The organism is Bradyrhizobium macuxiense (genome assembly GCF_007993935.1).
Classification (GTDB): domain Bacteria; phylum Pseudomonadota; class Alphaproteobacteria; order Rhizobiales; family Xanthobacteraceae; genus Bradyrhizobium; species Bradyrhizobium macuxiense_A.
On sequence record NZ_VITY01000004.1, the window covers coordinates 587,570 to 600,428 of the forward strand.

Annotated in this window: 15 protein-coding genes; 8 read left to right on the forward strand and 7 right to left on the reverse strand. The window is 65.1% G+C overall.

Annotation, left to right across the window (positions count from 1 at the left end):
- Positions 1-3: 3 nt before the first annotated feature.
- The 4 genes from FBZ93_RS14000 to FBZ93_RS14015 all read left to right on the forward strand — a co-directional run bounded on the left by FBZ93_RS14000 (position 4) and on the right by FBZ93_RS14015 (position 2,821).
- Complete coding sequence (locus FBZ93_RS14000) at positions 4-1,101, forward strand: branched-chain amino acid ABC transporter permease (protein WP_246667470.1); 1,098 nt, start codon at positions 4-6, stop codon at positions 1,099-1,101.
- The gene (locus tag FBZ93_RS14005; protein WP_146986500.1) at positions 1,088-1,822 is read left to right on the forward strand and encodes an ABC transporter ATP-binding protein; all 735 of its coding nucleotides are present in this window, start codon (positions 1,088-1,090) and stop codon (positions 1,820-1,822) included. The genes FBZ93_RS14000 and FBZ93_RS14005 overlap by 14 nt, the downstream gene beginning before the upstream one ends.
- Positions 1,815-2,516 (forward strand): branched-chain amino acid ABC transporter ATP-binding protein, encoded by a 702-nt coding sequence (locus FBZ93_RS14010; RefSeq protein ID WP_146986501.1) that lies wholly within the window; start codon positions 1,815-1,817, stop codon positions 2,514-2,516. Before FBZ93_RS14005 ends, FBZ93_RS14010 begins: the two co-directional genes overlap by 8 nt.
- 74 nt (positions 2,517-2,590) lie before the next feature.
- Positions 2,591-2,821, forward strand: a complete 231-nt coding sequence (locus FBZ93_RS14015) for a hypothetical protein (RefSeq protein ID WP_146986502.1) — start codon at positions 2,591-2,593, stop codon at positions 2,819-2,821.
- 27 nt (positions 2,822-2,848) lie between these two features.
- Here the strand turns inward: FBZ93_RS14015 and FBZ93_RS14020 are convergent, their stop codons facing one another.
- The 5 genes from FBZ93_RS14020 to FBZ93_RS14040 all read right to left on the reverse strand — a co-directional run bounded on the left by FBZ93_RS14020 (position 2,849) and on the right by FBZ93_RS14040 (position 7,795).
- Positions 2,849-3,244, reverse strand: coding sequence for a nuclear transport factor 2 family protein (locus FBZ93_RS14020; RefSeq protein ID WP_146986503.1), 396 nt, complete (start codon positions 3,242-3,244; stop codon positions 2,849-2,851).
- A 398-nt stretch (positions 3,245-3,642) separates the two neighbouring features.
- Positions 3,643-5,130: a L,D-transpeptidase family protein gene (locus FBZ93_RS14025; protein ID WP_146986504.1), complete on the reverse strand. Its 1,488-nt coding sequence runs from the start codon at positions 5,128-5,130 to the stop codon at positions 3,643-3,645.
- Positions 5,131-5,359: 229 nt separating this feature from the next.
- Complete coding sequence (locus FBZ93_RS14030; RefSeq protein ID WP_050423919.1) at positions 5,360-6,322, reverse strand: acetyl-CoA carboxylase carboxyltransferase subunit alpha; 963 nt, start codon at positions 6,320-6,322, stop codon at positions 5,360-5,362.
- Between the two features lie 289 nt (positions 6,323-6,611).
- Positions 6,612-7,631: a site-specific tyrosine recombinase XerD gene (gene xerD, locus FBZ93_RS14035; protein WP_146986505.1), complete on the reverse strand. Its 1,020-nt coding sequence runs from the start codon at positions 7,629-7,631 to the stop codon at positions 6,612-6,614.
- 17 nt (positions 7,632-7,648) lie between these two features.
- A complete protein-coding gene (locus FBZ93_RS14040; protein WP_050405944.1) occupies positions 7,649-7,795 on the reverse strand; it encodes a hypothetical protein in 147 nt (48 codons plus the stop codon).
- A 145-nt stretch (positions 7,796-7,940) separates the two neighbouring features.
- Here FBZ93_RS14040 and FBZ93_RS14045 point away from each other — a divergent pair, with 145 nt between their 5' ends.
- From FBZ93_RS14045 to FBZ93_RS14055, 3 genes are read left to right on the forward strand one after another with little or no spacing between them, the layout of a single operon-like run.
- A complete protein-coding gene (locus FBZ93_RS14045) occupies positions 7,941-8,573 on the forward strand; it encodes a shikimate kinase (RefSeq protein WP_146986506.1) in 633 nt (210 codons plus the stop codon).
- Positions 8,570-9,712: a 3-dehydroquinate synthase gene (gene aroB, locus FBZ93_RS14050; protein WP_146986507.1), complete on the forward strand. Its 1,143-nt coding sequence runs from the start codon at positions 8,570-8,572 to the stop codon at positions 9,710-9,712. The genes FBZ93_RS14045 and aroB overlap by 4 nt, the downstream gene beginning before the upstream one ends.
- A 17-nt stretch (positions 9,713-9,729) precedes the next feature.
- Positions 9,730-11,037, forward strand: coding sequence for an HlyC/CorC family transporter (locus FBZ93_RS14055; protein WP_146986508.1), 1,308 nt, complete (start codon positions 9,730-9,732; stop codon positions 11,035-11,037).
- Positions 11,038-11,186: 149 nt separating this feature from the next.
- Here FBZ93_RS14055 and FBZ93_RS14060 read toward each other — a convergent pair whose 3' ends face one another.
- Together FBZ93_RS14060 and FBZ93_RS14065 are read right to left on the reverse strand one after the other, a co-directional pair.
- The gene (locus FBZ93_RS14060; protein ID WP_146986509.1) at positions 11,187-11,636 is read right to left on the reverse strand and encodes a hypothetical protein; all 450 of its coding nucleotides are present in this window, start codon (positions 11,634-11,636) and stop codon (positions 11,187-11,189) included.
- A 76-nt stretch (positions 11,637-11,712) separates the two neighbouring features.
- Entirely contained in the window at positions 11,713-11,988 is a 276-nt protein-coding gene (locus FBZ93_RS14065) for a BolA family protein (RefSeq protein ID WP_146986510.1), read from the reverse strand.
- A 109-nt stretch (positions 11,989-12,097) separates the two neighbouring features.
- Between FBZ93_RS14065 and FBZ93_RS14070 the strand changes: the two genes are divergently transcribed.
- Positions 12,098-12,733: a J domain-containing protein gene (locus tag FBZ93_RS14070; protein WP_050423915.1), complete on the forward strand. Its 636-nt coding sequence runs from the start codon at positions 12,098-12,100 to the stop codon at positions 12,731-12,733.
- Positions 12,734-12,859: the final 126 nt, after the last annotated feature.

A 12,859-nucleotide genomic window follows, 5' to 3' on the forward strand; every position in this document is an offset into this window, starting at 1 on the left:
TCCATGGGTGGAGCAAGCGAGGCCGTCGCACGCGTCGGTGAGGAACCAGATGTCGTGACGGGTGAAAGTGCACCGGCCGCACGCGCGCCGGCGGGACAGGCATCGGCAGGATGGAAGGTCCTGCCGATCGTGGAAGGGCTGGTGCTATTGATCGCACTGGTCCTGCCATGGGTGCTGCAGGATTATCTCACGGTGTTCGCCACCCGTGTGGTGATCCTCGCGCTGTTCGCGCTGTCGTTCGATCTGGTGTGGGGCTATGCCGGCATCATGAGCTTCGGCCAGGCGCTGTTCTTCGGCGCCGCCGGCTATGGCGTGGCGCTGATGGCGCGCGACCTCAATGTCACCTCGATCCTGCTGATCCTGCCGGCCGGCACGCTGATCGGCCTCACGGCGGCGCTGCTGCTCGGCGGTTTCCTGCTGCTCGGGCGCTATCCCTCGAGCGTGATCTTCGTCTCGCTCGGCACGCTGACCGGCTCCTATGCCGCGGACCGGCTGGCGCGCGGCTGGTACTATCTCGGCGGCCAGAACGGCATCCCGTCGATCCCGCCGCTCACGCTCGGCAACTACGAGTTCGAGGAGGGGCCGGTCTACTACTACATGGTGCTCGGCATCCTCGTCGTGGTCTATCTGCTCTGCCGCTTCCTGGTGCGCTCGCAATTCGGCCTCGCGCTCGCCGGCCTGCGCGAGAACGAGCAGCGCATCGCCTTCTTCGGCTACAAGGCGCAGCATCTGAAGGCGATCATCTTCGCGGTCGGCGGCACCATTGCCGGGCTCGCCGGCAGCCTCTATGCCTTCCACGAAGGCTTCGTCTGGCCCAACATGCTGGGCGTCGTGTTCTCGACCCAGGTCGTGCTCTATGTGTTGTTCGGCGGCTCCGGCACGCTGATCGGCGCCGTGATCGGCACCGTGATCATCGAGGGCGTCTCGTTCTGGCTGTCGGACAATTACCGCGACGTCTGGCCGATCATCCTCGGCGTGCTGCTGCTGCTCGTGATCATGTTCCGCCCGCTCGGGCTGATCTCCTTCGTGCTCGGCGAGCGCGAACGGGTCGGCAGTTTCGGCAAAGCGCCCAGCAAGGAGTCCGGCAATGCCGCTCCTTGAAGCGTCAGGGATCAGCAAGGTATTCGGCAAGCTCACCGCGCTTGACGGTGCGGCGTTGACCGTCGGCGAGAACGAGTTTCACGGCCTGATCGGGCCGAACGGCTCGGGCAAGAGCACGCTGATGAAATGCGTCGCCGGCGCCGAGGTGCCGACCACGGGCAAGGTCAGCTTCATCAACACCGACATCACCGCGTTCACGCCGACCGAGCGCGCTCGCGCCGGCATGAGCCTGAAATTCCAGATCACCTCGGTGCTGCCAACGCTGACGCTGTACGACAACATCCTGCTGGCGCTGCAGGCGCATTGCTCGCTGTTCGATCTCGTGCTCTCGCGCACCCGAAGGAAACTGCACGATCAGGTGATGACGATGCTGACCCAGTTCCGTCTCGCCGATCGCGCGCATGATGCCGCGGCGGCGCTGTCGCACGGCCAGCAGCAATGGCTCGAGATCGCGATGGCGCTTGCCGGCAAGCCGCGGCTGTTGCTGCTCGACGAGCCGACCGGCGGCATGAGCCTCGAGGAGCGCCGCGTCACCGGCGAATTGTTGCAGCCGATCAAGCAGCATTGCTCGCTCGTCATCGTCGAGCACGATCTCGATTTCATTCGCGACATCTGCGACCGCCTCACCGTGCTCGACCAGGGCAAGGTGCTGGCATCGGGGACGGTCGCGGAAATCCAGGCCAACAAGAACGTCCAGGAGATCTATCTTCGCCGTGCCTGAGCAAACCTTCCTCGATATCAGGCATCTCGATGCCGGTTATGGCCGCAGCCAGGTGCTGTTCGATGTCAACATCGGCATTCCCTGGCGCGGCGGCGTTGCCGTGCTCGGCCGCAATGGCGCCGGCAAGACCACGCTGATGAAGACCATTGTCGGCGAGCTTACGAGCTCGCAGGGCGAACTGCACTTCGATGGCCGCGACATCACCCGCCGCCGCACCGAGGAGCGCGTGCGCTCCGGCATCGGCTATGTGCCGCAGGAGCATTCGGTGTTCGCCCGCCTGTCGGTGCGCGACAACCTCGCGGTCGGCTCGCTGACCAATTCCGATACGAGCGCGGTCGATCGCGTGCTCGAGATTTTCCCGAAGCTCGGCCAGCGCCTCGACCAGCCGGCCGGCACACTGTCCGGCGGCGAGCGCAAGATGCTGGCGATCGGTCGCGCCATGCTCGGCAATCCGAAGCTGCTGCTGTTGGACGAGCCGACCGAGGGCGTCTGGATCGGCGTGATCGAGGAGATCACCGAGCGGCTGATCGAACTCGCCAAGAGCATCTCGGTGGTGATCGTCGAGCAGCATCTCGATCTCGCGCTGCGCGTCGCCGACTACGCCTATGTGCTCGACCGCGGCCGCGTCGCGCTGCAGGGCGGCGCAAGCGAGGTACGCAACGATCCGGAACTGCTGCGGTATCTCGCGCCGTAGAATCCCTGGGTTCCCTCCGGCTCCTTTGGGAACGAAGAGCCCCCGCTGCCGTTGGGCCGCGGGAGGAATTCACGATGCGCTATTTTTCGATTGCTGCAGCTTTAGCCGTTGCCGTCATGAGCAGCGGCGCCGCGCTGGCGCAACATGCCGGCACCAAGTTGGAACAATCCGCGTGCTCGCGCGATGCCCAGCGCTTCTGCCGCAAGGACCTCGGCAATGACGGCGCCGTGCAGAACTGTCTGCAGATGAAGCGCGAGAGTTTGAGCCGAGGCTGCAAGAAGGTTTTCGAAAGTCACGGCATGTAGCCGCCGCTGCTGCGGCAACGCGTCGGCTCAGTGCGACGATGTCCCGTCGACGTGCTCGACGAGGTGCGCCCGTGACGGCGCGGGGTCAAACCGGTCGGCGAAATACTGCGTTTCGTGGACGACCAGCCCGTCGCGGAACTCCATGATGCTCACCACGTAGGATGGCCTGTCGTCATAGGTGAGGATGTACTCGGTGATCCATAGATCGCCGCCGCCGATCATGCGCCGGATCGCGAAGCGCTTCTTGTTCGGCTGCACCGTCCGGCTCTGCTGAATGTTGTGCCGGCCGCGGATCCGCTCGCCCGATTGCGGATAATCGAGTACGGCTTCGTCGCGGTAGATGTCGTGCTCGCGTTCGAAATCGCTCGCATCCGACGCCTCCCAATGGCGCTCCAGCGCCGCGCGTACGGCTCTATCGTCCATCGCAATCTCCTGGCTGTACCCGCGTGCATGATCTGACGATTGTCGGCGTGCAGTTGGCAAGGGGAATGTGGTCACGAAGACGAGCGTGACGCGGCCTTTCGGTTCAAGCAGCGCTGTCTCTGGAATACTGGATCACCCGCTTTCGCGGGTGACGACACCGGTGGTATGGCACTGGAATCGAGAACCATCCCATCGTCGTCCTGGCGAAAGCCAGGATCCATTACCCCGAATGGTCATTGCTGCGCGATGGCTGGGGCCACGATCTTCCTCACAACCCAACGCGGTGGTTATGGGTCCTGGCTTTCGCCAGGACGACGTGGAGGGGCCATTCAACATGTGCAGTGAAAATCGCGCTCGTGGCGCGCCGGCTTTCACCGGGACGACGAGGTGGCTGCCGCTTACTTCACTGCGGAGAAGCGGGTGTCGAACGAGTTGGTCTGCACGACGGGTGCGGAGCCGGCGAGTTGGGTCGATGATGTCGCCGCCGGTGCGGCTGCAGCAGTGTCGGCGACTTGCGGCTTCGGCGCGGGCCTGGCGGCCGGCTTCGGCTCGGCCTTCGGTGCGACGCGCACAACCGATTGCGGCTTGGCTTCGGCAACCTTCGGCTTGGCTGGAGCGGCAGCGGCCGGGGGCTTGGCGGCCGGCTGGCTCGCATCGGCGGTGCTGCCGATGCCGACTTTGCGGGCAAAGCTTGAGAAGAAGCCTTCGGACTTGTCGGACGCATTCGCCGACGCCACACGGGTGGTGGCTGGCGGTGTGGTCGACGACGCTGTCGCGACCGAGGTCGACGAGGTCGTCGCCACCACAGGCTCTTCCTGCTGGACGGCGAGATTCGGCCTGGGCGGATTGACCGTGCCGGGGATGGTGCCGGGCGCGCGCGCCAACGACATCGATGCCAGCGCCTGGCTGTCGCCGCCTTCGGAGAGACCGGTGTTTCCTTCCGGAATCTTTGAGGCGAAGATCGCGTTCATGCCGCCGTCGATGCCGGTGTTGAGGCGCGCCACCGGCGTGCCCTTGGCGGCCAGCTTGGCCATCTCGGCGTCGTCGCGCTGTTCCTTTTCGCGCACAGCGCTCGCGATCTCGTCGGGGATCACATAGGCCGGGCACTTCGCCGATGCATTGAACACCGGGTCGCGCACAGCATCCGCCGGCTTCGCCGCGTCGAACACGTATTTCTTCTCGCAGAAGTCGACCTTCGGCTCCTGCTTCGTCACCTCGAAATGATCATTGCCGACCTTGATCATCTTCCAGAACGGCATGTTCGGATTGTTGCGGTGCTTGGCCATGTTCACCGCGGTCATCCGGAACGGATAGGCTTGAAACTGGAACGCCTTCTGGCCACCGAAGAAGGATTCGCGGCCGAGCGAATAGATCTCCGCGATCTGCTCGTCGGTCATCGCGTAACAGCCGCGCGACGAGCAGTCGCCATGCACCATCAGCTCCGAGCCGGTGCGGCCGAGCGACTTGTCGAAGGCGTTGGGATAGCCGGTGTTGAACGACAGGTAATAGGCCGATTGCGGATTCATCTGGCTCGGGTTGATCGAGTAGAACCCTTCCGGCGCCTGGCGATCGCCTTCGCGGACCTTCGGGCCGAGATCGCCCGACCAGCGGCAGATCGGGTAGGTCTTGAGCAGCGCGAACTGGCCGGAGCGGGTCTGCTTCCAGACCTCGAGCTCGGCCTCCTGCTTGAACAGGCGCACCAGGATCGGCGACTGCAGATCCATGTCCTTCTCGGCCATGGCGGCGACGAGTTTCGGCGGGACCGGCTGGTTGGCCTTGGCGTTCTGGGCGAGCGAGATCTGGTCGCTGTCACAACCGGCGAGCATGACGCCTGCGGCGAGCACCGCCGAAGTCAGAAGCGCGCGTACGAGCGTGCGATGAGTCAAGTCCGAGCTCCACACCCACCGGGCGATTTTCGCGACCCCAACACGGCGAATATGCCCTGAAGCCATTGTGTAAAATATTAGCCTTCGACCACCCCTGCTCGCAACCTGAACCGGGGCTGACAGCCTTCACGGTAGCAGGCATGGTTCAAGGAACGTTAAAGACCCGGCTCGGGGCCCAATTACGGCAAAATCGGCCGATTTGGTCGAAAAATCCGACTATTTAGGTGGGTCAGGCCAGCTTGCGGCCGATATCGAGGAACTTCTGGCGCCGCTGTTTGCGAATCGCGTCCGGATCAAGATTTCGTAGGTCGTTGAGCGCCTGGGCGATGGCGTCGCCCGTGGTCGCGATCATCGCGGCGGGGTCGCGATGCGCGCCGCCGGAGGGCTCCTTGAGGATCTGGTCGATCACGCCGAAGCGCAGCATGTCCTGCGCGGTGATCTTCATGCTGTTGGCGGCTTCCTGCGCCTTGGTGCCGTCGCGCCACAGGATCGAGGACGCCGCCTCCGGCGAGATCACGCTGTAGATCGCGTGCTCCATCATCAGCACGCGGTTGGCGGTGGTGATGGCGATGGCGCCGCCCGACATGCCTTCGCCGGTGACGATCGCGACATTGGGCACGCCGAGCGACAGGCAGGCGTCGGTCGAGCGCGCGATCGCCTCGGCCTGGCCGCGCTCCTCGGCGCCGATGCCGGGATAGGCACCGGCCGAATCGACGATCGACAGCACCGGAATGCCGAAGCGGTCGGCCATCTCCATCAGGCGCACCGCCTTGCGGTAGCCTTCGGGGCGCGCCATGCCGAAATTGTGCTTGATGCGGCTGTCGGTGGTGGCGCCCTTCTCCTGGCCGACCACGCAGATGCTCTCGCCGCGGAAGCGGCCGAAGCCGCCGATCAGGGCCTCGTCGTCAGCGAACTTGCGGTCGCCGGCCATCGGCGTGAATTCGGTGATCAGGCCACCGATGAAATCGGTGAAGTGCGGCCGCTGCGGATGCCGTGCCACCAGCGTCTTCTGCCACGGCGTCAGATTGGCATAGAGGTCGGTGAGCGCCTGCGCCGCCTTGTCCTCGATCCGCGCGACCTCGTCGCCGATGTCGCTGCCGCTCGCGGCAAGCGCACGCAACTCGTCGATCTTGGATTCAAGCTCGGCGACGGGTTTTTCGAAGTCGAGATAGCTGCGCATCGGATCGGGCATCAACTCAATATAGGGAGGAACGGTGCGAGGGGCGAAGCGGTTTTGGCGGTGGCAAGAGAAGTTTCGTAACTTCAATCGGTTAACGCGCATTCCGGCGGAACGCACGCTTCGGGATCGCAGGCAGGTGACGCTCTTTCTGCGGAGATGGTGCGGAAGTCAAGGCGGATCAGGTGACGGTATCCGTATCTTCGATCCACGTAGCCCGGATGGAGCGAAGCGTAATCCGGGGCAAGTCGGGCCGCCGATGGTCTGTCCCGGATTGCGCTGCGCTTCATCCGGGCTACGGGTGCTACGATTTTTCGGCCAGCGGATGCAGGTCGCGGACCAGGCTCTTCAGCCGCTCCTCGACCACATGGGTGTAGATCTGGGTGGTCGAGATGTCGGTGTGGCCCAGCAGCGTCTGCACGATGCGCAGGTCCGCGCCGTTATGCAGCAGATGGCTGGCGAAGGCGTGGCGCAGCACGTGTGGGGAGACCAGCCGCGGCGCGAGGCCGGCGGCAGCCGCAAGCTCCTTCAGGTCGCGGGCGAAATGCTGCCGGGTCAGATGGCCGCTCTCGCCGGAGGAGGGAAACAGCCATTTCGAGGGCACCGCCTTCTTCGCCTTCGGCTGCATCACTTCCAACGCCGCGAGGTAATCGGCCATCGCCTGGCGCGAAGCATCGTTCAGCGGCACCATCCGTTCCTTGTTGCCCTTGCCGCGCACCACGATCATCCGCGCATCGCGCCGCGCCGCGGCGACCGGCAACGACACCAGCTCGGAGACGCGCAGGCCGGTGGCGTAGAGCACCTCGAGCAGGCAATACAGCCGCAGCGCGCGCAGCCGCTGCGCCGGCGAGACGTCGGTCTGGGTCAGTTCCTTGGCGCGGGTCAGCATGCGGTCGACGTCGGAGATCGACAGCACCTTGGGCAGGCCGCGGCCACGCTTCGGCCCGGAGAGGATTGCGGCCGGATCGTCGGAGCGGACCCGCTCGTTGAGCAGGAAGCGGTAGAGGTGCCGCATCGCCGACAGCCGCCGCGCCACGCTGGTCGACTTGAAGCCTCTGGTGTCGAGGTCGGCGAGGTAGCCGCGCAGTGCCTCGGTGTCGGCGCTGGTGAAATCGGCGCCGGCATGGGCGAGGTAGTCGGAAAAATCCGTGAGGTCGCGCCGGTAGGCGTCGAGCGTGTTGGCGCCTGCGCCCTGTTCCGCGGCGAGCATGTCGAGGAACAACGCGGTCAGCTTGGCGTCGGAGGACTTGGCAGGGGTCCTGGCAGGGGTTTTGGCAGTTGTCCCGGCTTGGGTCTTGGCGGGATGTTTGGCAGCTACGGGCATGCCCCGAATCATAGCGGCTATTTCTTGAGGAACTTATCCGGCGGGATGGTCACCGACATTTCCCGCGGTTTCGGGTGCACGAAATTCGCCAGCGCGAAGACGATGCCGTAGCCGATCCCGAAAATCACGGCGACGACCGTCAGGAAGCGGAACAGGCTGGGCATGGAGGCGACTCGGGCGGCGAATTAACCAATGAAATCATCCAACATGTTCCCCGCGCGGTTGCAAGAGTCGCTGGTAACGGTGTCGCCGGGGGTAGTATAGGTGGCTCGAATTCCAAACAATTCGTCCCAATATCCGAGCTTTTTGATGTCCGACGCAGCCGTACCGGCACCCACCCACCCGACCCTGGAGGCCGACATCGCGGCCGCGCTGGGGCCGCGGTCGATCGTGCTGGTCGGCATGATGGGGGCCGGCAAGTCGACCATCGGCCGGCGGATGGCGGCGCGGCTCAAGCTGCCGTTCACCGATGCCGACACCGAGATCGAGACGGCGGCCGACATGACGATCCCCGAGATCTTCGAGACCCATGGCGAGGCTTATTTCCGCGACGGCGAGGCGCGGGTGATCGCCCGCATCCTCGACAGCGGCCCGATCGTGCTGGCGACCGGCGGCGGCGCCTTCATGCGCGAGGAGACCCGGAGCCGGATCCGCGACCGCGCGATCTCGATCTGGCTCAAGGCCGACAGTGATATCATCATGCGCCGGGTCCGCCGCCGCGCCGATCGGCCGCTGCTGCAGACCGCCGACCCAGAGGCGACCGTCAACCGCCTGCTCAGCGAGCGCGAGCCGGTCTACGGCACCGCCGACCTGACGATCGCCTCGCGCGACGTGCCGCACGATCGCATCGTCGACGAATGCCTGGAGGCCCTGCATGCGCATCTGTGCGGCGCGCGGCCGGCCGGCGAGCCACCACCTGATGGATTGAACGCGACCTCATGACTGCGCCCCTGAAGCATTCCGCCTCCGTTACCGTCGACGTCGCGCTCGGCGACCGCGCCTATGACATCGTCATCGGCCGCGACGTGCTGGCCTCGCTCGGCGAACGCGTCGCGGCGCTGCGGCCCGGCGTGCGTACCGCCATCGTCACCGACCGTACCGTCGCCAAGCATTGGCTGGAGCCGACCGAAGCGTCGCTCGCCGCCGCAGGCGTGCCGACGTCGCGGATCGTTGTCGAGGAGGGCGAGGGCTCGAAGAGCTACGCGACGCTGACACAGGTCAGCGAAGCGCTGATCGCAGCGAAGATCGAGCGCAATGATCTCGTCATCGCGCTCGGCGGCGGCGTGGTCGGCGATCTCGCGGGCTTTGCGGCCGCGATCCTGCGCCGCGGTGTTGATTTCGTGCAGGTGCCGACCTCGCTGCTCGCACAGGTCGATTCCTCGGTCGGCGGCAAGACCGGCATCAACTCGCCGCAGGGCAAGAACCTGATCGGGGCCTTCCATCAGCCCGTGCTGGTGATTGCCGACACCTCGGTGCTCGACACGCTGTCGCCGCGCCAGTTCCGCGCCGGCTACGCCGAGGTCGCAAAGTACGGCATCCTCGGTGACGAGGCGTTCTTCGCCTGGCTCGAGACGAACCACGGCGACATCTTCGCCGGCGGCGCCGGGCGCGAGCACGCGATCGCGACCTCCTGCCGAGCCAAGGCCGGCGTCGTCTCCCGCGACGAGCGCGAGACCGGCGAGCGCGCGCTGCTCAATCTTGGCCACACGTTCGGCCATGCACTGGAAGCCGCGACCGGCTTCTCCGACCGCCTGTTTCACGGCGAGGGTGTCTCGGTCGGCATGGTGCTCGCCGCGGAATTCTCGGCGCAGCTCGGCATGATTTCACCTGACGATGCGGCCCGCATCGCCCGTCATCTTTCCGCGGTAGGACTGCCGACGCGCCTGCAGGACATCGCAGGCTTCACGCAGGAAGGTCTCGCCGATGCCGACGCATTGCTGGCGCTGATGGCGCAGGACAAGAAGGTCAAGCGCGGCAAGCTCACCTTCATCCTGCTGGAGGCGGTCGGCCGCGCCGTGATTGCCAACAATGTCGAGCCGCAGCCGGTGCGCGACTTCCTGCAAGCCAAGCTGAAGGCTTAAAGCCACGGATCACGCCAGTGGGATGGTTGACCTTCTCGATCGTGCTGCTCTGTCTCTTCATCTCCGCGTTCTTCGCGGCGAGTGAGACCGCGCTGACCGGCGCCTCGCGCGCCAGCATGCTGCGGCTGTCGAAACAGGGCAACAGCGAGGCCGGAGTCGTCTCAAGGCTGATCAACATGCGCGAGCGGATGATCGGCGCGCTGCTGCTCGGCAACAATATCGCCAATATCGGCGCCTCGGCGCTGGCGACCGGGGTGTTCACCGCCTGGTTCGGCGATGTCGGCGTGCTCTACGCCACTGCGGTCATGACCGTGATGGTCGTGGTGTTCGCCGAGGTGCTGCCGAAGACCATCGCCATCAACGCGCCCGACCGCATCTCGCTGCTGGTCGCGCGGCCGATGCGGCTGACGATCTTCGTGCTGGGGCCGCTGCTCACCATCATCGAGACCATCGTGCTGGCGCTGATGAAGTTGCTCGGCATCAAGGTTGGCGCCCATCAGGCGGTGCTGTCGCCGACCGAGCGCCTGCGCGGCGCGGTTGACCTGTTGCATCACGAGGGCAAGGTCGAGAAGCAGGACCGCGACATGCTCGGCGGGTTGCTCGACCTCAGCGAGCTGCAGGTCTCCGACGTCATGGTCCATCGCACCGAGATGACCATGGTCAACGCCGACCTGCCGCCGGAGGAGCTGGTGCGCGAGGTGCTGGCGAGCGAATACACCCGCATCCCGCTGTGGCGGGAGAAGCCGGAGAACATCGTCGGCGTGCTGCACGCCAAGGATCTGCTGCGCGCGATCCGCGCCAATGAGGGCGACATGTCCGCGATCGATGCCTCCGCGATCGCGCTGCCGCCCTGGTTCGTGCCGGAGATGCGCCCGGTCTCCGAACAGCTGAAGGCGTTCCGCCGCCGCAAGACCCACTTCGCCCTCGTGGTCGACGAGTATGGTGAGGTCGAAGGCATGGTGACGCTGGAGGACATCCTTGAGGAGATCGTCGGCGACATCTCCGACGAGCACGACGTCGTCGTCGCCGGTGTGCGGGCGCAGCCGGATGGCTCGGTCGTAGTCGACGGCTCGGTGCCGATCCGCGATCTCAACCGCGCGATGGACTGGCGCCTGCCGGACGAGGAGGCGACCACGGTCGCCGGCCTCGTGATCCACGAGGCGCGCTCGATCCCGGAGCGCGGCCAGAGCTTCACCTTCCACGGCTTCCGTTTCCGCGTGCTCCGCCGCGAGCGCAACCGCATCACTGCGCTGCGCATCGTCGCCGTGCCGCGCGAGGCCGAGCTCGACGAGAAGAAGCCGAAGCGGGCGGGGACCGCGTTCTAGCCTTTGCGCGGCAATACAAGTCCATCACCGTCACCCTGAGGAGCCGCCAAGCGGCGTCTCGAAGGGTCGACGGGTACGAGCGGTGGCCGTGCATCCTTCGAGACGCGCTACGCGCTCCTCAGGATGACGGTTCAGGTCGTCGCGTCTGGCTACTCGATATCGATCGAGATGCCCGACAGCTTCCATGCGCCGTCGGAGGGGATGAAGCCGAGCTGATATTTCACCTGCTTGGGCGTGGTGTCGAAATGGCCCTTCAGCCGCAGCACGCCCTTGTCGTCGATCCTGGCGTCCTCATCGAGCACGATCGGCTTGGCGACCACGGCGTCGAACACGGCGTGCTTATCGACCAGGTCCTTGAAGATGGTCTGCAGCTTGTCGGGCGGAAACTGGTCGCGGAACGGCTTCGAGATCTTGGCGTGGAACACGGTGAAATTATTCGCGGCGACCGCGTCGTTGAGCGAGACCAGGATGCTTTTGATCAGCACCTCCTGGACGAACGGGCTCGGCATATCCAGCGCCGCGGCCGGGCGTATCGCGCAGATCAGGAGCAGGCAGGCGGCGGTGACGATCGACCGGAAACGTGGCCAGCAAGGGATCATCAATGGCCCCATCTAAGGCGCGGAGGTGCTATTCTCATAACGGAAAACCGCTGCTTCGTCTTGAGGCAAGCGCGAGCTAGCGCGGCTTTTCCCCGGGGCCGTGTGCGTGGATCGCCAGCGCATGCACCGAGCCGGCGAGTTCCTGCGTCAGCGTCGCATTTATCATGCGATGGCGTTCGATCCGGCTCTTCCCTTCGAAGGCCGGAGACACAATATATACCCTGAAATGCGTCTCCCCGCCTGGCCTGTGGCCGGCGTGGCCCTCATGCAGATGTGACTCATCGACGACGTCGAGGCTTTCGGGCAAGAAAGCTTCACGCAACTTGTTTATGATAGCGTCTTTGGTGCTCATGGCGGCGGAGTTAGGTTCGCGACGGCTTTTCGTCAATGGTGCTAGCGGGAAACGAGGTCTGCGCAATGTCAAGACTTGAAGATTTGTGCATTGCGTAGTCAAAGAGATCATGCCGATCGATTCATCAAAATTCTTCGACTCCATTCGCATCAAGCCGACCAAGGTGAGTGCGAAGCGCCAGGCGCAGGCCGGCGAGCAGGCCGTGACCTGCGAGTGGGCGGGTTGCCAGAACAAGGGCGCTCACCGCGCCCCGAAGGGCCGCGAGAATTCGCGCGAGTATTGGCACTTCTGTCTCGATCACGTCCGCGAGTACAACCAGTCCTACAATTTCTTCCAGGGCATGAATCCTGACGACGTCGCGCGCTACCAGAAGGACGCGCTGACCGGTCATCGTCCGACCTGGAAGATGGGCGCCAACAACGGCAAGAAGGAGAGCGGTCTCGATGCCGCCTCCGATCCGTTCCACGTGTTCTCCGAGCTCAACGGTCGCGGGCGCTGGCGCCCGGGGCCGGGCGGCGCGGAGCCCAAGCCCGAGACCCGCAAGGTCATGAACGCCGAGCGCAAGGCGCTGCTGGTGATGGGATTGGGGGCCGAGGCGACGCTGGAAGACGTCAAGTCGAAGTACAAGGCGCTGGTGAAGCAGCACCACCCCGACGCCAATGGCGGCGACCGCTCCACCGAGGATCGCCTGATCGAGATCATCAAGGCGTATAATTATCTGAAGACCGTGGTGCGCGAGGCCTAAGCTTGCACTTCCGTCGCCCCTGCGAAAGCAGGGGCCCATAACCACCGGCCGTTATTGTCTCCCACGATGTTTACCCGGCTGCCCTATTGATGGGCCGCGGCGTATGGGTCCCTGCTTCCACAGGGA